Raw genomic sequence first — 17379 nt, forward strand, 5'->3', positions numbered from 1 at the left:
CCAGCCTGGGGCTAACGTAGCGCCACACCCCACTGTTCTGGAGCAAACCATGCAACCGCGTATCGATTTCTACACCGCTTCCCCCGACGCCTTCAAAGCCATGCTGGCCCTGGAAAACGCTGTCATGAAACTGGGCCTGGAGAAGTCCCTGCTCGAACTGGTCAAGCTGCGTTCCTCACAAATCAACGGCTGTGCCTTCTGCATCGACATGCACACCGCCGATGCCCGCAAGGATGGCGAGACAGAACGTCGCCTGTACGCCGTGACCGCCTGGCGCGAAGCGCCGTTCTTCACCCCTCGCGAGCGCGCCGCGCTGGCCTGGACCGAAGCCCTGACCCGGTTGAGCGAGACTCATGCGCCGGACGCCGACTACGAATTGCTGAACCAGCATTTCACTCCCAAGGAAATGGTCGACCTGACCGTTGCCATCAACACCATCAATGGCTGGAACCGCCTGGCGGTGGGTTTCCGCAAGATGCCTGAGGCGTGAAGCCTGCTTCGTGATCAGTCCAGATAGGCTCTCGGAGTGCGGCCGGTCATATGCTTGAAGAATGCAATGAACGCGCTGTCACTGGCGAAGCCCAGTTCAAAGGCGCTGTAGCTCAGGCTGTGGCCGGTGGCTAACAGTTCAATGGCGCGCATCAAGCGCCATTGCTGTCGCCACTGCTGATAACCCATGCCGGTTTCTCGCTGAAAGATCCGTCCGATGGTCCTGCCGCTGGCGCCGATGTGTTGTTCCAGCACCGCCAATGTCGGCGGCAGGCGATCCGCGTTGGCGAGCAGGGGGGCCAGGCGCTTGTCTTCGGGCATCGGCAATAGCATCGGTTGTTGCGTTGCCATGCGAATCTCATCCAGGCACAACCCCAGCAGATGCAAGTTACGCCCCTGCGTCCAATCGCTGTCGAACGCTGCATCGGTGATCGGTTCGAGGACCGCTCGCAGTAGCGGCGAGACATCAATGATGCACACCTGGGGTGGCAAGTCTTTGCACAGCGACGCTGCCAGGTAAATCGATCGGTAGTCCACGCTCTGCTGCATCACCGCCCGATGAGGTATCAGCGGCGGAATCCAGGCGGCTCGTGACGGCGGCAGCAGGCAGAGCTGCTGCGCCAGGGTGATGCGGGCACAACCTCGCCGCGTGAACAACAGCTGGCCACGCTGATGCGTGTGCAGGCCGGAGTCGTGCTGGCCCAGCGTCGACGCCAGGCCGATCACCGCTGCGCAGTGGTGGTCGGGGTTGAAATGGGCATGAGAGTCGAGCCAGGCCATAAGCTGTCCGATTTCAGCGATTACTTGTCTGGCTTTGGATAATACGACAAAACCGAATCTCTAAAATGGCTCGTCTTCAATCCGACGAGCTTGCTGTCATGACTTCAAGATATTTACTCAACCTGGCCATCGCCCTGGTGATGTTTCCCCAGATCGCCCAGACGCTCTATAGCCCTGCACTGGGAGATATCAGTCTGGAATTTGCTGTCAGCGCGCAAATGGCAGCGCAGACATTGTCCGTATTTTTCCTCGGTTTCGCCCTGGGTGTGATGGTATGGGGGCGTCTGTGTGACCGCATCGGTCGTCGGCCCGCCATGCTCGGCGGGATGGCGTTGTATGCATTGGCAACGGTACTGGCGCTGGGGGTCGGTACCTTCAATGCCTTGCTGGCGCTTCAGGCGTTGGCTGCGTTTGGTGCGGCAGTTGGTTCGGTAGTGACCCAGACGATCCTGCGCGACCGTTTTCAGGGCGCTGAATTGGGTCAGGTCTTCTCGATGATTGGCATCGCCCTGGCGGCCAGTCCGGCGATTGGCCTGTTCTGTGGTGCAGGCCTGGTGGCGTTCTTTGGCTACCAGGGGGTACTCGGCGCCTTATTGGCGCTGTCGCTGATCCTCCTGTTCTGGAGCGCACGTTCCCTGCCTGAGACACTGCCGGCCAACCTGGTGTCGCAACCGTTGCTGAAGACGCTTTGGCGGATGCTCAAGGACCCGGCCATCTGGCGGTCGACATTATTGGTGGCGACTTTCAATGTCGCGCTGTTCAGTTACTACAACCTTGGGCCATTTCAGTTCGAGCGGCTTGGGTTGAGCCCCAGGTTGTTCGGTTACAGTGGCGTCATCCTGGCGCTGGGCTCGGGTTTGGGCGCCTGGCTGAACAAGCGGCTGCTGGCACGAGGGTTCAAAGGCAATCGGTTGTCGGCTATCGCTGCACTGATGCTGCTGATCGGCGGGGTGAGCGTGCAGGGTCTGCTCGGCAGCCGGGCTTTTGTCGGCGCAATGCTGTTGATCGTATTAGCGTTCGGCGTGGCCATACCCAATGTGCTCGGCACCGCGCTTGCCCATTATCGCGAGTGCCTGGGTACCGCCGGGGCACTGTTCGGCTTGTTCTATTACTTGTTGATCAGTGGCGCGCTGATGCTCGCCGGGTGGGGCCAGGCGTTGGGCTGGACCTTGGTTCTATGTGGCGCGCTGGCGGTGTGCTTGACCGTCCGCCAGTTGCGGGTCTGAATCCGTTGCTTCACATTAATGGTAACCATTACTATTCAGATCCCGTCCCCGCAGCGCGCCGTAATGACCCTCAAGTTGCCCCGCAAACCCGGCTTTTTCGAGCATTACGAAGAGTTGATCGGGACCTGGACCCGGCGCCTGCGCAATCGCGAACAGGCCGAGGACCTGGCTCACGACACTTTCGTGCGGGTGCTTGAGGCCAATTCGGCCGGCGTCGAGCAGCCACGGGCCTATCTGCACCAGACGGCACGCAACATTGCAGTCGATGGCTATCGGCGCGAAGATCGACGGGGCGCCATGGAGGAGGCGGTCGATCATAGTCAGTCGTTTTCCAGCGACCCGGAGCATTTCATGCACGCGATCCAGCTGGCGGACTCCATCGAGCGGGCGCTTGCCGAGCTGCCGGCCAACTGCCGCACCGTGTTTGTCTGGCAGAAGATCGAAGGCCTGACCCAGGCGGAAATCGCCGAGCGCCTGGGTCTGTCAAAAAATATGGTGGAAAAGTATATGATCCGCACCCTGCGGCATCTGCGTGATCGCCTGGACGGTGCTTTATGACTCCTCGCGCGCTCCCACCCGAATCAGGCCGCTTGAGCCTGGCGACCCTGAATCCGGCTACTTTGAACCATAGGACCTTCCATGACCGATAGCCGTGAATGCCCGTGCGGGCGGGACAGGCTTCGCGACGATGCGGCGCGATGGTTCGTGCGCTTGCAAACCCCGGCCATGAGCGTCGAGGAGCGCCAGCATTTTCACGCCTGGCTGGAGGAGCATCCCGTCCATCGCGACGAAATCCAATTGCTGCAAGGTATCTGGAGTGCCACGGACCTGGTGCCCAGGGAACGCCTGCAAACGTTGTCCGAACGTCCCGCCGCACGGCCCAAGCGTCGACCCCTGTTGCGTTATGCAGTGGCCGCCGGCCTGCTCGCGGTGGCGGTTGGATTGGGCTTGTTCAGCGGCCTGGGTTCTCCCACCGATTACAACGCGGAATTTGCCACGGCCCTGGGTGAGCGCCGACACATCGCCTTGCCGGACGGCTCGGTGATCGACCTCAACAGCCGCAGCCGGGTGCGGATTCAATTTGCCCATCACCAACGGCGAGTGGAACTGGCCGAAGGCGAGGCTTTGTTCAGCGTCGAACATGACGCCGGTCGGCCATTCACCGTGGAGGCGGGCAACGGCCAGGTGACAGTGACCGGAACGCGTTTCGACGTGCGCCGCGATGCCGACCAGACCCAGGTGGCGGTTGGGCAGGGCAGCGTCAAGGTCCAGGGGCGCAATGCGCCGCAGGCTCAGTTCGTCAGTCTTACGGCGGGGCTTGGTACCCGGATCGATGCCCAAGGCAAGGTCGCTGCGCCTTATGCGATCAACGCCGATGAACTCACTGCCTGGCGCAACGGCAAGCTGGTATTCAACAACGCGCCGCTGAGGGAGGTGGCGGAAGAAGTCTCCCGTTATCGCGGCAAACCCCTGCGGGTCGGCAGTGCAGCGGTGGGCAACCTGCTCCTGACCAGCGTGTTTCGCGCCGACGACCCTGAAGCGCTGATCAAGGCCTTGCCGAATATCCTGCCGGTGGCCGTTCGTACCCTGGACGACGGCAGTCAGGAAATTATTGCGCGATAGATTCAGGTTTTTTTCGAGTTCTTCGTCTTCTTGTCCAACTGCAACTGGTTTGCATTAACAGACGTGTATTCTTGCGATTCGACAGGACAAGGTTCGACGTGAAAACCCCCGCCAAAAACAACAACCGCACTTCTGCACGCTGGCTGCCGCTGGCCTTGACCCTGGCCGTCAGCGCCGCGCTGCCCCAGGCTTTCGCCGAGCAGGTCGCCACCGCCATTCATATCCAGGCGCAGCCGCTGGGCCAGGCCTTGAGCCAGCTCGGGCAGCAGACCTCGTTGCAGGTGTTTTTCAGTCCGGAGGTGGTGGCCGGCAAACAGGCCCCAGCCGTGGACGGCAATCTGTTGCCGGAAGCGGCCTTGCGCCAACTGCTGCAGGGCAGCGGGCTGCGCTACCAACTCGATGAAGGTTCGGTAACCGTGTTGCCGGTGCCATCGGCTTCCACCGCTGGCCCGATGGAACTGGGGGCTACCGAGATCCAGGTGGTGGGCGACTGGCTCGGCGACGCCAACGCTGAAGTGGTGCACAACCATCCCGGCGCGCGGACGGTGATCCGTCGCGAAGCGATGGTGGAGCAAGGCGCCATGAATGTCGGCGATGTGTTGCGGCGCGTGCCGGGCGTGCAGGTGCAGGACGCCAACGGCACCGGTGGCAGCGACATTGCCCTGAATGTCGGCGTGCGCGGCCTCACGTCACGGCTGTCGCCACGTTCCACCGTGCTGATCGACGGCGTGCCGGCGGCGTTCGCGCCCTACGGCCAGCCGCAATTGTCCATGGCGCCGATCTCTTCGGGCAACCTGGACAGCATCGACGTGGTGCGCGGCGCCGGGTCTGTGCGTTATGGGCCGCAGAACGTAGGCGGGGTGATCAACTTCGTGACCCGCGCCATCCCGGAAAAAGCCACTGGCGAAATCGGCACGACCCTGGAAACTTCCCAGCGCGGTGGCTGGAAGCACATCGACACGGCGTTCCTCGGTGGCACTGCGGATAACGGTTTGGGCGTTGCGCTGCTGTATTCAGGTGTGAACGGCAACGGTTATCGCCAGAGCAACAATGGCAACGACATCGACGACGTCATCCTCAAAACCCATTGGGCGCCCACCGAGGTGGACGATTTCTCGCTGAACCTGCATTACTACGACGCCCGGGCCGACATGCCGGGCGGGCTGACCCAGGCACAGTACGACGCCGACCCGTACCAGTCCGATCGCGACTGGGACAACTTCAGCGGACGGCGCAAGGACGTTTCGTTCAAGTGGATCCGGGAAATCAGCGACCGCACCCAGGCCGAGGTGCTGACTTATTACTCCGACAGCTACCGTGGCAGCACCATTGCCGCCCGGGACCAGCGTACGTTGGTGTCCTACCCGCGTACTTACTACACCTTCGGCATCGAGCCACGGGTGTCCCATGTATTCGACCTCGGCGCCACCACCCAGGAGGCCAGTGTCGGTTATCGTTACCTCAAGGAAGGCATGCACGAAGAGGCCAGTCGCCTGGCGTTGCGTGATAACCAGCCGGTGGTGCGTCCGGGCTCCGACGGCCATGTCTATCAGGACCGTACCGGCGGCACCGAGGCCCATGCGGTCTATATCGACGACAAGATCGACGTCGGCAAATGGACCCTCACCCCGGGTATTCGCTTCGAAAGCATCAGCACGCAATGGCACGACCGCCCGGTGCTCGACACGGCCGGCCGTCCGGTGCAGGAGAAACGTCGCAGCATCGACAGCAACGAGCCGTTGCCGGCCCTGAGCGTGATGTACCACCTGACCGATGCCTGGAAGCTGTTCGCCAACTACGAGACCTCGTTCGGCAGCCTGCAATATTTCCAACTGGGCCAGGGCGGCGATGGCAACAACACCGCCAACGGCTTGAGCCCGGAAAAGGCCAAGACCTACGAAATCGGCACGCGCTACAACGATGACGTGTGGGGCGGGGAAGTGACGCTGTTCTACATCGACTTCGACGACGAATTGCAGTACATCAGCAACGACGTGGGCTGGACCAATATGGGCGCCACCAAGCACCAGGGCCTGGAGGCCTCGCTGCATTACGACCTGGCCGCGCTGGACCCGCGCCTCGAAGGCTTGAGTGCCAATGCTGGTTTCACCTACACCCGGGCGACCTATGAAGGTGAGATCCCGAGCTTCAAGGGGCGTGACCTGCCGTTCTACTCCCGCCAGGTAGCGAACGTGGGGTTGCGCTACGAGGTCAATCGCTGGACCTACAACCTTGATGCCTTTGCCCAGTCCAAACAACGCTCACCGGGCAACAGCGTCAATGCCGATGGCAGCTTCAGCGACAACTACCACACCGACGGCAGCGCCGACGGGCAGTTCGGCGACATGCCAGGTTACGTGCTATGGAACGTACGCGCCGGTTACGACTTCGGTGAGCAACTGTCGAACCTGAAACTCGGCGCCGGGGTGAAAAACCTGTTCGATCATCAGTACTACACCCGCTCCAGCGACAACAACTCGGGGATCTACGCTGGCGCGCCGCGGACGTTCTTTGTGCAGGCCAGTGTTGGGTTCTGAAGCTTCTTACTACCTCTGTGGCGAGGGGGCCGGGAATATTCAGACTCTCAGGATCTTCCCGCTGGCCGCCACCACCACTAGCGACAACGCCAACAGCCCGAAGGCCAGGCTCAGGCTGCTGCCATGGGCGACGAAGCCGATCAGCGCCGGGCCGGCGAGGATGCCGGCGTAGCCGATGGTGGTGATGGCCGGCACGGCAATCGCTTCGGGCATTAGCGTCTGTTTGCCGACGGCGGTGTAGAGCACCGGCACGATATTCGAACAGCCGGCACCCACCAACGCGTAGCCCAACAGTGCCGCCTGCCACATCGGCGCCAGGGTGGCCAGCAGGAAGCCGACCGCGGCTGTGGTGCCGCCATAGATGATCACCCGCCGGGCGCCCAGGCGATGCACCAGCGCATCGCCGGTCAGGCGGCCGACGGTCATGGTCAGCGCGAACGCGGCATAACCCAGCCCGGCGTAGGCGGTCTCGACTCCGCGCTCGGTGGCCAGGAACACCGCGCTCCAATCCAGCACCGCGCCTTCGGCGAGGAACACGATGAAACACAGGATGCCGATGAACAACACGATGCCGTGGGGAATGGCGAACGCCGGGCCCGAGCTTTCACTGCCATAGGGCAACAAATGCGGCGCCGCCTTGAACAGCGCCACCAGCAGCAATCCATTGACCACCAGCGTCGCGCCCAGCGGCGACAGTCCGAGGCCGAGCAACGCACTGACGCCAGCCGCGCCGATGATCCCGCCGAGACTGAACATGCCGTGGAAGCCCGACATCATGGTCTTGCCGCTGGCCCGTTCGACGATCACCGCTTGCAGGTTCACGGTCGAGTCCACTGTGCCGAGCCCGGCGCCGAACAGGAACAGCGCGGCCACCAACCAGGAAAACGTGCTCATCGTCGCCAGCAAAGGCAGCGCCAGGCAGATCAGGATCGTGCCACCGCTCAGCACCCGCCGACAGCCGAACCGCGCCGCCAATGCGCCGGAAATCGGCATCGCCAGGATCGAGCCGACCCCCAGACACAACAACAGCAGGCCGAGGGTGCCTTCATCCAGGTTCGCCCGCACCTTGGCGTAAGGCACCAGCGGCGCCCAGGCGGCGATGCCGACGCCGGCGATGAGGTAGGCGATGCGGGTGGACATCTGTTCCAGGCGTCCGGGAACAAACGTGGGTGGAGGAATGATGGCAGTCATGAATCGTCCTTGGCTTTGCGAAGCTGTGGTGCGGGTGGGACCCCTATGCTGGCATATCCACTGACCTCACGGCGACCTCAAGGTGCCGACCGAGAGCGCTGCATCGCGAGCAGGCTTTGCTCCCACGGGCCTGGACAGCATACAGTGGCGGCCCTGCTGGTTGAATGCGGATCGGGCCCATGACGCAGTTCTATGATGCACGCGGCAATATCTATGGTGTCGTCTCACCGCAACAAGTCCTTGACCAAGGGGTAGCCCTGCCGCCATCGGCGGCCCTGGCGGCACAAGCCCGTGAATCCTGGGCAGCGGCTGCGGTGCAGGCGTTTTGCGCCTGGGCGCCGGGTGAGCAGCCACCGGGCGCCAAGGCGCATCGCAGCGACGGACTGTTGATCGGGCCGTTCCAGGATGAACCGCCCTTTGATCTGTTGATCGTCAACACCGACGGCACCCTGGCCGAGCGCAGTGGCAACGGCCTGACCATTTTCGCCCATGCCCTGCAGGCGCAAGGCCTGATGCCGGGAGAGAGCGATTGTGTGTTGCGGGTTCATCACGACAAACCCGCAGGTTCGTCACCGCTGCAGACGTCGGTTCGTGCCGCCGAATTCGAAGGCGCCCCAGGCTTCTGGCTGGACCTTGGGCAACCGCTGTTCGGGCCTCGGGCCGTCGCCGCGCAAACGACGGAAAGCGTGCGCTTCAATCAGCGCGAAGTCAGTCGAGTGGCGGTGCTGCAAGCGTTGAACCCGGCGTGGGGCAACAGCCAATTTGTGAGCATGGGCAATCCTCATTGCGTGACCTTGGTGGACAGCGCCGAAGCGTTGCCGAGCAACGCGCAGATGCGCGCCCCGGCACTTTCCCAAAGCTTGACTCGCATCGCTTATGCCTTGCCCGGTGGTGCTGGCATTCCATGCCCGGCGGGTGTGAACCTGCAATGGGCCTGGCTTGAGGCAGAAGGGCGAATCGCTGCCCGGGTGTTTGAGCGGGGCGAAGGGCCGACCGCTTCTTCGGGCACCAGCGCCAGTGCCGTGGCCAGCGCCGCGTGGCGAGTGGGGTGGGTGAAAGCCGGGCCGGTGAGTGTGGTGATGCCGGGGGGGACGGCACCGATCCTGCTGACAGAGGCGGGCGGGGAGTTGGTGCGGGTCGGTTTGTTTGGGGCTGCCAGAATACTTGAATGATGGGGTAAGGCTGCCGGCCCCTTCGCGAGCAAGCCCGCTCCCACATAAGTTCTGAGTCGAACGTAAAGTTCATGCCCACTGAAGATCGAGTGTGGGAGCGGGCTTGCTCGCGAAGAGGCCGGCATGCCGAACATCAATGCATCCGGACCAACGCCATCGCAATCAGGCTTCCATGTGATCTCAGCCCAACTGCGGCCCAAACTCCACCACCGGCATCTGCCGTTTCATCAAAACCTCACCGTTGCGAATCGAGTAGAGCGGCAGCCCCTGGCTGCGGATCATTTCGTAGTCGCTGTCGGCCGACAGGATCAGCAGGTTCGCCGGGCGTCCGGGTTCTAACCCGTAGCGTTCGCCCAGGGCCATGGCCTTGGCACTGTTGTCGGTGACCAGGTCCAGGGCGCTTTGCAGGTTGCGGTAGCCGAGCATATGGCAGATGTGCAGGCCGGCTTCGAGTACCCGCAGGATATTTCCATTGCCCAGGGGATACCACGGGTCGACGATGGAGTCCTGGCCGAAACACACGTTCATCCCGGCCTCCAGCAGTTCATTGACCCGAGTGACGCCGCGGCGTTTCGGGAAGGTGTCGAAGCGTCCCTGCAAGTGGATGCTTTCGGTGGGGCAGGAGACGAAGCTGATGCCCGAGTGCCCGAGCAAGCGAAACAGCTTGGCGCAGTAGGCGTTGTCATAGGAGCCCATGGCCGTGGTGTGGCTGGCGGTGACCCGGGCTCCCATGTCGCGGCTGCGGGCTTCTTCGGCCAGCACTTCGAGGAATCGCGAGTGCGGGTCGTCGGTTTCGTCGCAATGCACGTCCACCAGGCAGCCGGTGCGTTCGGCCAGGCCCATCAGGAATTTCACCGAGCTGACACCCTGGTCGCGGGTGTATTCGAAGTGCGGAATACCGCCCACCACATCGGCACCCATGCGGATCGCTTCTTCCATCAGCTCGCGGCCGTTGCGGTAGGACTCGATGCCTTCCTGGGGAAACGCGACGATCTGCATGTCGATCAGATGACGATTTTGCTCGCGCACTTCCAGCATGGCCTTGAGGGCGGTGAGTGCCGGGTCGGTGACGTCGACGTGGGTGCGCACATGCTGGATGCCATGGGCGGCAAGGGTCTGGATGGTTTTTGTCGCGCGGGTCCGGGTGTCTTCTTCGGTGATGGTGGCCTTGCGTTCCCCCCAGCACTCGATGCCTTCGAACAAGGTGCCGCTCATGTTCCAGCGCGGCTCGCCGGCGGTGAGGGTGGCGTCCAGGTGAATGTGCGGCTCGACGAAGGGCGGTACCACCAGGTTGCCGCCGGCGTCGAGGTCCTCCGGGCCGAGGCTGGGGGCTTCGGTCTGGCGGGCGATGCTGGCGATCAGGCCGTTTTCCAGGTGCAGTTCATGCAAGCCTTCACGGTTGCGCAGGCGGGCGTTGATGATGTGCATCGGGCGAGTCCTTTTTATAGGTCTTGGAGTGGCGCGTCAGTGATCCGGGTACCCATTACGCCGATCAATAGCACATACGTTAGCGCGCCAGTGGCGATTCCTACCAGCGGTGCCACCCAGGGTGAATTGAACGCCGCGACCGTGCCGAGTCCATAGGCCAGCAACCCCGGCCAGTTGAAGGCGGGCAGCCGTGCATCGGCCAGGCGTGGATAACGCCCGCGCCAGCGGAAGAAGAAGTCGGCCATGATCACGCCACCAATGGGCGGGATCACCGTACCCAGCAGGATCAGATACGGCACCAGCATGTCGTACATGCCCAGCAACGCCAGCAGGGTACCGATCACGGCGCCGCCCAGGGTGACGGTCTTGCGTCGACGGGTGCGTAGCAGGTTGCAACCGGCCACGGCGAAGTTGTAGATGGTGTTGTCCTGGGTGCTCCAGATGTTGAGCAGCAGCATCGCCATCGCCGCCATGGCGAAGCCCTGCAACAGCAGTACTTCGACCACGTCCGGCTGCTGGTAGACGATGGCCCCGTAGGCGCCGATCAACACCATCAGGCCATTGCCGAGGAAGAAACCGATCAGGCTCGCCAGCACCGCGACTTTCGCCGAGCGGGAAAACCGGGTCCAGTTGGTCGCCTGGGTGGCGCCGCTGACGAAGGTGCCGAACACCAGCGTGATGGCAGTGGACCCGTCGAGGCTTGCCGTGGGCACCACCGCCAGCAAGCCCTCCAGACCCCCGACCTTTACCGTCGCGACCCACATCGACAGCATCAACAACAACATCATGGCCGGCACGGCGATGTACGAGAGGATCTCCAACCCGCGATAGCCGATGTAGGCCGTGGCGCAGAACCCCAGGCCGAACAGCACCATCAGTCCCAGCACGGTGCCTTCGCCCAAGCCGAAATATTTACCCAGCACCACCGCGGCGGTCGCCGTGCCCCAGGCGTACCAACCGATCTGGGTAAACCCCAGGATCAGGTCGCTGAGCTTGCTGCCGACCTCGCCAAAACAGAAGCGGCCCATCAGTACCGAATTGAGCCCGCTCTTGAACGCGATGTAACCCAACCCCGCGGCGTAGAGCCCCAGTAGCAGGTTGCCGATCACGATCACGGTGAGCATCTCGGCAAAGCTGAACGCGACTCCCAGCTTGCCGCCGGCAAACATCGTGGCGGTGAAAAAGGTGAAGCCCAGCAGCACCATGGCGGTGGAGGCCAGGCCCTTGCGGGCATGCATCGGCACTTCGCTCAACGGGTAGTCGTTGCCTGGATCGTTCTGAGTCATGTGGCGGTCCTTGCGCAGGAGGGGAAATATCGCAAGCGTGCAGCGGTCGTGCCAAGCGCATGATCGCGAGGTTATTTATAGACAATCCGGGAGATGGAGGGGGGCAGGGCGTGAAAGTGGTGCAGTGATGGTTCAAGTTGGAACGCGGTTCTCATTACCCCTGCATATTCTTTGTGGGAGCGGGCTTGCTCGCGAAGGCGGTGTATCAGTGATGTATATGTAACCGACAGACCGCCTTCGCGAGCAAGCCCGCTCCCACAGGAACAGTACGCGTCAGGTCGGCTGGGGCAACGACAAGAAACGCAAGACTGCCGCCACAATGGCTTCCGGCGCATCTTCCTGGACCAGATGCCCGGCGTTCGGCACTGGGTGGAATTGCGCGTCCGGGATCAGTTTGTGCAGCGCCTGGCCGCGCTCGATGGGAATCCATTGGTCATCCTCCCCCCACAGTATCTGCGTCGGACAGCGCACGTTCGGATACAGGCCCTCTGCCTCGCGGGTGTAGCACTCGTCCATTTGCGCAATCTGCCGATAGAACGCGGCCTGGCCGGTCTCGCCGAGCCACGGCTGCACGTAGGGCGCCAGTTCTGCGTCCGGGATGTCCCGCTTGATCGCGCCGCGGATATACGTCGGCACAATGGCGCGCTGAATATAATCGGGCAGGCCGCTGAAGGCCGTTTCATGGCGGCGCACATGCTGGACGAAGGGGGAGCCCCAAGGCGACAGCGCCACCGGGTCGATCAGCGTCAGGCTGCGGTAGTTCTTGCCGTTGAGCAGGTGCGTGCGCAGGGCGGTGGCGCCGCCAAAGTCGTGGGCCACCACATCGGGGCAGTCCAGGCCCCAGTGTTCCAGCAATTGTGCGAACAGGTGGTTCTGTACGCCGAGGGAGACATCGGCATCGGGTTGCCCGGATTGGCCATAACCCAACAGGTCAAAGTAATGCACCCGGTGGGTGGCGCTGAAGAGCGGAGCGATGCGATGCCACACATAGGACGAAAAGGGCGTGCCATGGACGAATACCAGCGGCGGCCCGTCACCATGGATAGCGTAGCGAATGGCGTGTCCGTTGAAGGTGTATACCTGATCCAGCGGCCAATTGGTCATGGTCGATGCTCCACTGAAGAGGGGTCAGGGGATAGAGCATAGGCCAGTGCAGTTCTCCTGGGGAAAACACACCTGTGGCGAGGGGATTTATCTGTGGAGAGGGGGCTATTTGTGGCGAGGGGATTTATCCCCTCGCCACAAAAGCTCTGTTCAAGATTGGGCCCGCGGGTTACTCGCCGCGATAGATGCAGCCGCTGGTGCACGTCTCATGGATGCGAATGGCGCTGAGTTCCGGCAGCAACGGCTTGAGCTCGTTCCAGATCCACTTGGCGAGGACTTCGCTGGTGGGGTTTTCCAGGCCAGGGATGTCGTTGAGGTAGTTGTGGTCCAGGCGCTCGTAGAGCGGCTTGAAGATCGCCTTGATGTCCGAGAAGTCACGAATCCAGCCGGTGTGCGGATCGATGTCGCCGCTCAGGTGAATCGCCACCTTGAACGAATGGCCATGCAGGCGGCCGCACTTGTGGCCGTCCGGGACGTGGGGAAGGCGGTGGGCGGATTCGAAGGTGAATTCTTTGAAGATTTCCACAGGTTCAGGCTCTTTATGGTAGCGGTCGCGAGGCAGGCGGCGGAGTTTATCAGTTTGGCTCCGGCGTTGCGCGCTCATGCTGACTAAAGGGTCAGCAAACGCTCGCCCAGTCCACCATTGGCCGCCAACTCGAGGAACTCGTCGCCCAGACGCCGACTCTCGTCCATCGCCGTCTGCCAGTAGGTACGGCGGCTCGTGTCATCGCCCATGAAACGCTTGAAGTCGTTCCGGTCCGGCAGCTTGCCGTAGGGCAGGCGAGCCAGGTACTCACGGGATGGCGCCAGCAACAGGACATCTTGCAGGCGTTCGATATTGCCCCGTCGCCACGGCAGGCTTTTGTCGAACCAGCCGGGAATGACCCGGTCGGTGAAATGGGGATACAGCACGATGTCTTCGCCGCTGTAGGGCAGGTCGAGGTGATAGTCCAGCAAGCCGCCGTCGCGGTAGGTGCCGGCACCGGCGCCCGGCAGGTCGCGCACGCCCTCCATTACCATCGGGATCGAGCCCGAGGCCAGCAGCGCCTGGCGCAGATTGCCGGCCGCAAGCGGCACGAAACGTGAGGGAAAATCGTTCAAGGGATGCAGCGGCGGTGCCAGGCGCGGGTCGTGGATAATCAGCCGTTCGAAATGCCGCGACAGCCGCGCCCGGCCTCGCAGGTTGTCGGCGATCACCGACGACAGGCCCAGGCCCAGCCGCCCGCGGTGATCCTGCGCGAGCAAGCCGTGGCTTTTGACCACCATGATGTTGAGTCGGTAATGGGGGTTGGCGAGGATCGTCGCGTCGCGGCCTTCGAGCAGGTCGTCGAGCATGCGTTGCGAACTCTGGCTGACCCCGGCCATGGTCACACCCTTGGCGAAACTTTGCCCGTTGTACAAGCTGCCCAGGCGTCGGATGCCTTCGGCGGCATCCGGCAAGCAGGCGCTGGCGAAGCGCCAGGAGCCCACTGAAGCCCCAATCAACGAACGTTCACGGGGGGCGGCGGGCAGCCATTCGCCAAACAGCGCCAGGTCCAGCCCCTGAATGCCCAGGGCTTTGGGACCGCCGGCGGCACCCGGCAAGATGCCGACGTCGGCCGCCTTGAGACCGGCTTCGCGAATCCGCGCCAGGGCCCGGGGGCCGGCCTTGAGGGTGAGGGCGGGAAACTTGATGTGAATGGCGGTCATACCGGTCTCTTGGCTTGGGCAGGCAACGGATTATAGCGACACAAATCCTGTGGGAGCGGGCTTGCTCGCGAAAGCGGTGTGTCAGTCAGCGTATTCATAACTGACACGCCGCTTTCGCGAGCAAGCCCGCTCCCACCCGTTGATCTGTGTTCCATGATGGCAATTCAGTTTCAGTTAAGTTCACCCGGCTACAGTCGCCCCGTGACGATTATAAAAAGGAGATAACCCTTGAACCGCCTGACTGCCTTTTTCATCGCAACGCTCATGGCTTTGGGCGCCAGCCTTGCCTACGCACGGGACCTCGGCCCCGCGGAATCCCGAAAACTGCGAGACGCTGGTACCATTCAATCCTTTGAAAAACTCAATGCCGCTGCCTTGGCCAGACACCCTGGCGCCACCTTGACCGATACCGAGCTGGAAGAAAAGTACGGCAAGTTCATCTATCAAGTGGAGTTGCGCGACACCCAGGGCATTGAATGGGATATGGAATTGGACGCTGTTACCGGCAAGGTGCTCAAGAATCATCAGGATACTTAATGAAGCTTAATCTCTGCGCCCGCAGTCGATGGCCGCTGGCGCTGCTGGCGTTTTGTTCGGTGGTCATGGCGCGGGACCTGGACCAGGACGAGGCGCTGCAACTGCGCCAGCGGGGGGTGATACTGCCGCTGGAACAACTGCTGCAACAGGCTCTGGACCTGCACCCCGGCGCCAAGTTGCTGGAGGCTGAGCTGGAAGAGAAACACGGTGTCTATATTTATGAGGTCGAGCTGCTGGATACCGACGGCGTTGTGCGCGAATTGGACCTGGAGGCCGCATCCGGCCGCTTACTCAAAGATAAGGAAGATTGATGCGCCTGCTTCTGGTGGAAGATCACGTTCCCCTGGCCGACGAGGTGATGGCCGGGCTGACACGGCAGGGCTATGCCGTCGACTGGCTCGCCGACGGTCGCGACGCGGTGTATCAGGGCAGCAGCGAACCCTATGACCTGATCATCCTCGACCTTGGCCTGCCGGGTGTGCCGGGGCTTGAGGTACTGGCCCAATGGCGTGCCGGCGGGATGAGTACTCCGGTGCTGATCCTCACCGCCCGCGGTTCCTGGGCCGAACGCATCGAAGGCCTCAAGGCCGGTGCCGACGATTACCTGACCAAGCCTTTTCATCCCGAGGAACTGCACCTGCGGGTCCAGGCATTGCTGCGCCGCTCCCATGGCCAGGCCAACCAGCCGACGCTCCAGGCTGCCGGGCTGCATCTGGATGAGGGGCGCCAATGCGTGGTCCGCGACGGCGCGGACATTCAACTGACCGCCGCTGAATTTCGCTTGCTGCGCTATTTCATGCTTCACCCCGAGCAGATCCTCTCCAAGAGCCATCTCGCCGAACATCTGTATGACGGCGAAACCGAGCGTGACTCCAATGTGCTGGAAGTCCACGTCAATCACCTGCGACGCAAGCTGGGACGCAGCGTGATCGAAACCCGTCGCGGCCAGGGTTACCTGTTCGGCGGGCAGGCGCAGTGAGATCAACGCAGTGAGGTCCATCCAGCGACGGCTGAGCCTGGGCCTGATCGGTGTAATGGTGGTGGTCGGCCTGGTCCTGGCGCAGACCAGTCTGTGGCTGTTCGAGCTGGGACTGCAGCGCTATCTGGAAGCCGGGCTGCGCAACGACAGCGAAAGCCTGCTGGTGGCCCTGGTGCGTGGTCCCCAGGGGTTGCAACTGGATGAGCGGCGTTTGTCGCCAGCCTATCTGCGACCGTTCTCCGGACATTATTTCCGCATCGATTTCGCCGATGTGCACTGGCGTTCCCGTTCCCTCTGGGACCAGGAACTGCCCCGGCTCGACCATCCGGGCCTGCACGCCAACCTGCAACTGGGGCCTGAAGGCCAGAAACTGCTGGTATTGCGCACGGACTACCGGCGCCTGGGCCAGGCGATTTCCATCAGCGTGGCCCAGGACTACACGCCCGTGCGCGACAGTTTCCTGCGCATGCAGCAGATCGGCCTTGGCCTCGGCCTGGCGGGGCTGTTGCTGATCCTGTTGTTGCAACGGTTCACGGTGCGCCGCGCCCTGCGTCCGCTGGAGAGAGCGCGGGAACAGATCGCCCAGTTGCAGCGTGGACAACGCTCGCAACTCGACGAACAGGTGCCCCTTGAGCTGGAACCACTGGTGGCGCAGATCAATCATTTGCTGGCCCACACCGAAGACAGTCTCAAGCGCTCGCGCAATGCCCTGGGCAACCTGGGCCATGCCCTGAAAACCCCGCTGGCGGTGTTGCAGAGCCTGGCCTCGAACGAAAAACTCGACCCGTACCCCGAATTGCGCAGCTTGCTGCTCGAACAATTGGAGCAGGTGCGCCAACGCCTGAATCGTGAGCTCAACCGCGCCCGATTGGCCGGCGATGCCTTGCCCGGTGCGCAACTGGACTGCGATGCGGAACTGCCAGGGCTGTTGGCGACGCTGAACATGATCCATGGCGAGCATCTGCACCTGAGTTACGTAGCCGCGCCAGGGCAGCACCTGCCCTGGGACCGCGAAGACCTGCTGGAACTGCTGGGCAACCTGCTGGATAACGCCTGCAAGTGGGCGGATGCCGAAGTGCGCCTGACCGTGACCGAGACGACCGGGACATTCATCCTGGCGGTGGAAGACGACGGCCCGGGCATTCCCGAGGAGCGGCGCGAGCAGGTCTTCAGCCGGGGCACGCGCCTGGACGAGCAGACCGACGGCCACGGCCTGGGGCTCGGTATCGTGCGGGACATCGTCGATACCTGGGGCGGGACGCTGACCCTGCACGACAGCGAGTGGGGCGGCCTGAAAGTCCTGATCGAACTGCCGCGGCGTTGACAAGATTTTCGCTC

17 protein-coding genes are annotated in these 17379 nt (G+C 62.7%); 10 read left to right on the forward strand and 7 right to left on the reverse strand.

All coding sequences use genetic code 11. The features are described 5' to 3' along the window. Positions 1-49: 49 nt before the first annotated feature. Positions 50-490, forward strand: a complete 441-nt coding sequence (locus tag FBY02_RS21365) for a carboxymuconolactone decarboxylase family protein (RefSeq protein ID WP_047698486.1) — start codon at positions 50-52, stop codon at positions 488-490. Positions 491-504: 14 nt separating this feature from the next. Here the strand turns inward: FBY02_RS21365 and FBY02_RS21370 are convergent, their stop codons facing one another. Continuing rightward, positions 505-1269 (reverse strand): helix-turn-helix transcriptional regulator, encoded by a 765-nt coding sequence (locus FBY02_RS21370; RefSeq protein WP_144930153.1) that lies wholly within the window; start codon positions 1267-1269, stop codon positions 505-507. Positions 1270-1367: 98 nt separating this feature from the next. On the opposite strand from FBY02_RS21370, the gene FBY02_RS21375 reads away from it, so the two are divergent. The 4 genes from FBY02_RS21375 (at position 1368) to FBY02_RS21390 (ending at position 6655) form a co-directional block, all read left to right on the forward strand. Further along, positions 1368-2495: an MFS transporter gene (locus FBY02_RS21375; RefSeq protein WP_144930154.1), complete on the forward strand. Its 1128-nt coding sequence runs from the start codon at positions 1368-1370 to the stop codon at positions 2493-2495. Positions 2496-2558: 63 nt separating this feature from the next. After that, positions 2559-3053 carry a sigma-70 family RNA polymerase sigma factor gene (locus FBY02_RS21380; protein ID WP_144930155.1) on the forward strand — a complete coding sequence of 165 codons (495 nt, stop codon included), beginning with the start codon at positions 2559-2561 and terminating at the stop codon, positions 3051-3053. A gap of 81 nt (positions 3054-3134) precedes the next feature. Further along, the gene (locus tag FBY02_RS21385) at positions 3135-4118 is read left to right on the forward strand and encodes a FecR family protein (protein WP_144930156.1); all 984 of its coding nucleotides are present in this window, start codon (positions 3135-3137) and stop codon (positions 4116-4118) included. A 98-nt stretch (positions 4119-4216) separates the two neighbouring features. Next, a complete protein-coding gene (locus FBY02_RS21390; RefSeq protein WP_144930157.1) occupies positions 4217-6655 on the forward strand; it encodes a TonB-dependent receptor in 2439 nt (812 codons plus the stop codon). A 39-nt stretch (positions 6656-6694) separates the two neighbouring features. Here the strand turns inward: FBY02_RS21390 and FBY02_RS21395 are convergent, their stop codons facing one another. Further along, complete coding sequence (locus FBY02_RS21395; RefSeq protein WP_144930158.1) at positions 6695-7846, reverse strand: MFS transporter; 1152 nt, start codon at positions 7844-7846, stop codon at positions 6695-6697. 179 nt (positions 7847-8025) lie between these two features. Between FBY02_RS21395 and FBY02_RS21400 the strand changes: the two genes are divergently transcribed. Beyond that, the gene (locus tag FBY02_RS21400; RefSeq protein WP_144930159.1) at positions 8026-9018 is read left to right on the forward strand and encodes a diaminopimelate epimerase; all 993 of its coding nucleotides are present in this window, start codon (positions 8026-8028) and stop codon (positions 9016-9018) included. 180 nt (positions 9019-9198) lie between these two features. On the opposite strand, the gene codA is transcribed toward FBY02_RS21400, so the two are convergent. The 5 genes from codA to FBY02_RS21425 all read right to left on the reverse strand — a co-directional run bounded on the left by codA (position 9199) and on the right by FBY02_RS21425 (position 14525). After that, positions 9199-10446, reverse strand: a complete 1248-nt coding sequence (codA, locus tag FBY02_RS21405; protein WP_144930160.1) for a cytosine deaminase — start codon at positions 10444-10446, stop codon at positions 9199-9201. 14 nt (positions 10447-10460) lie between these two features. Beyond that, positions 10461-11732: a cytosine permease gene (gene codB / locus FBY02_RS21410; protein WP_144930161.1), complete on the reverse strand. Its 1272-nt coding sequence runs from the start codon at positions 11730-11732 to the stop codon at positions 10461-10463. 273 nt (positions 11733-12005) lie between these two features. After that, entirely contained in the window at positions 12006-12836 is an 831-nt protein-coding gene (locus FBY02_RS21415) for an alpha/beta fold hydrolase (RefSeq protein WP_144930162.1), read from the reverse strand. A gap of 169 nt (positions 12837-13005) precedes the next feature. Continuing rightward, positions 13006-13362, reverse strand: coding sequence for a 6-carboxytetrahydropterin synthase QueD (gene queD, locus FBY02_RS21420; protein ID WP_144930163.1), 357 nt, complete (start codon positions 13360-13362; stop codon positions 13006-13008). Between the two features lie 83 nt (positions 13363-13445). Continuing rightward, positions 13446-14525 (reverse strand): patatin-like phospholipase family protein, encoded by a 1080-nt coding sequence (locus FBY02_RS21425; protein ID WP_144930164.1) that lies wholly within the window; start codon positions 14523-14525, stop codon positions 13446-13448. Between the two features lie 228 nt (positions 14526-14753). Between FBY02_RS21425 and FBY02_RS21430 the strand changes: the two genes are divergently transcribed. The 4 genes from FBY02_RS21430 to FBY02_RS21445 are packed head-to-tail and all read left to right on the forward strand — an operon-like array spanning position 14754 to position 17365. Continuing rightward, positions 14754-15062 carry a PepSY domain-containing protein gene (locus FBY02_RS21430; RefSeq protein WP_144930165.1) on the forward strand — a complete coding sequence of 103 codons (309 nt, stop codon included), beginning with the start codon at positions 14754-14756 and terminating at the stop codon, positions 15060-15062. Beyond that, positions 15062-15373, forward strand: a complete 312-nt coding sequence (locus FBY02_RS21435; protein WP_144930166.1) for a PepSY domain-containing protein — start codon at positions 15062-15064, stop codon at positions 15371-15373. The genes FBY02_RS21430 and FBY02_RS21435 overlap by 1 nt, the downstream gene beginning before the upstream one ends. Next, positions 15373-16041 (forward strand): response regulator transcription factor, encoded by a 669-nt coding sequence (locus tag FBY02_RS21440; protein ID WP_144930167.1) that lies wholly within the window; start codon positions 15373-15375, stop codon positions 16039-16041. Before FBY02_RS21435 ends, FBY02_RS21440 begins: the two co-directional genes overlap by 1 nt. 10 nt (positions 16042-16051) lie before the next feature. Beyond that, on the forward strand, positions 16052-17365 hold the full coding sequence (locus FBY02_RS21445; RefSeq protein ID WP_144930168.1) for a sensor histidine kinase: 1314 nt from the start codon (positions 16052-16054) through the stop codon (positions 17363-17365). Positions 17366-17379 lie beyond the last annotated feature (14 nt).

The organism is Pseudomonas sp. SJZ078 (assembly GCF_007828255.1).
GTDB lineage: Bacteria > Pseudomonadota > Gammaproteobacteria > Pseudomonadales > Pseudomonadaceae > Aquipseudomonas.

Bases quoted from the DNA above. Each gene is read 5' to 3' on its own strand.
- FBY02_RS21365 (WP_047698486.1), top strand. From the start codon at position 50: ATGCAACCGCGTATCGATTTCTACACCGCTTCCCCCGACGCCTTCAAA.
- FBY02_RS21400 (WP_144930159.1), top strand. From the start codon at position 8,026: ATGACGCAGTTCTATGATGCACGCGGCAATATCTATGGTGTCGTCTCA.
- FBY02_RS21370 (WP_144930153.1), bottom strand. From the start codon at position 1,269: ATGGCCTGGCTCGACTCTCATGCCCATTTCAACCCCGACCACCACTGC.
- FBY02_RS21440 (WP_144930167.1), top strand. From the start codon at position 15,373: ATGCGCCTGCTTCTGGTGGAAGATCACGTTCCCCTGGCCGACGAGGTG.
- FBY02_RS21435 (WP_144930166.1), top strand. From the start codon at position 15,062: ATGAAGCTTAATCTCTGCGCCCGCAGTCGATGGCCGCTGGCGCTGCTG.
- FBY02_RS21425 (WP_144930164.1), bottom strand. From the start codon at position 14,525: ATGACCGCCATTCACATCAAGTTTCCCGCCCTCACCCTCAAGGCCGGC.
- FBY02_RS21385 (WP_144930156.1), top strand. From the start codon at position 3,135: ATGACCGATAGCCGTGAATGCCCGTGCGGGCGGGACAGGCTTCGCGAC.
- FBY02_RS21415 (WP_144930162.1), bottom strand. From the start codon at position 12,836: ATGACCAATTGGCCGCTGGATCAGGTATACACCTTCAACGGACACGCC.
- codA (WP_144930160.1), bottom strand. From the start codon at position 10,446: ATGCACATCATCAACGCCCGCCTGCGCAACCGTGAAGGCTTGCATGAA.
- FBY02_RS21375 (WP_144930154.1), top strand. From the start codon at position 1,368: ATGACTTCAAGATATTTACTCAACCTGGCCATCGCCCTGGTGATGTTT.
- FBY02_RS21395 (WP_144930158.1), bottom strand. From the start codon at position 7,846: ATGACTGCCATCATTCCTCCACCCACGTTTGTTCCCGGACGCCTGGAA.
- codB (WP_144930161.1), bottom strand. From the start codon at position 11,732: ATGACTCAGAACGATCCAGGCAACGACTACCCGTTGAGCGAAGTGCCG.
- FBY02_RS21380 (WP_144930155.1), top strand. From the start codon at position 2,559: ATGACCCTCAAGTTGCCCCGCAAACCCGGCTTTTTCGAGCATTACGAA.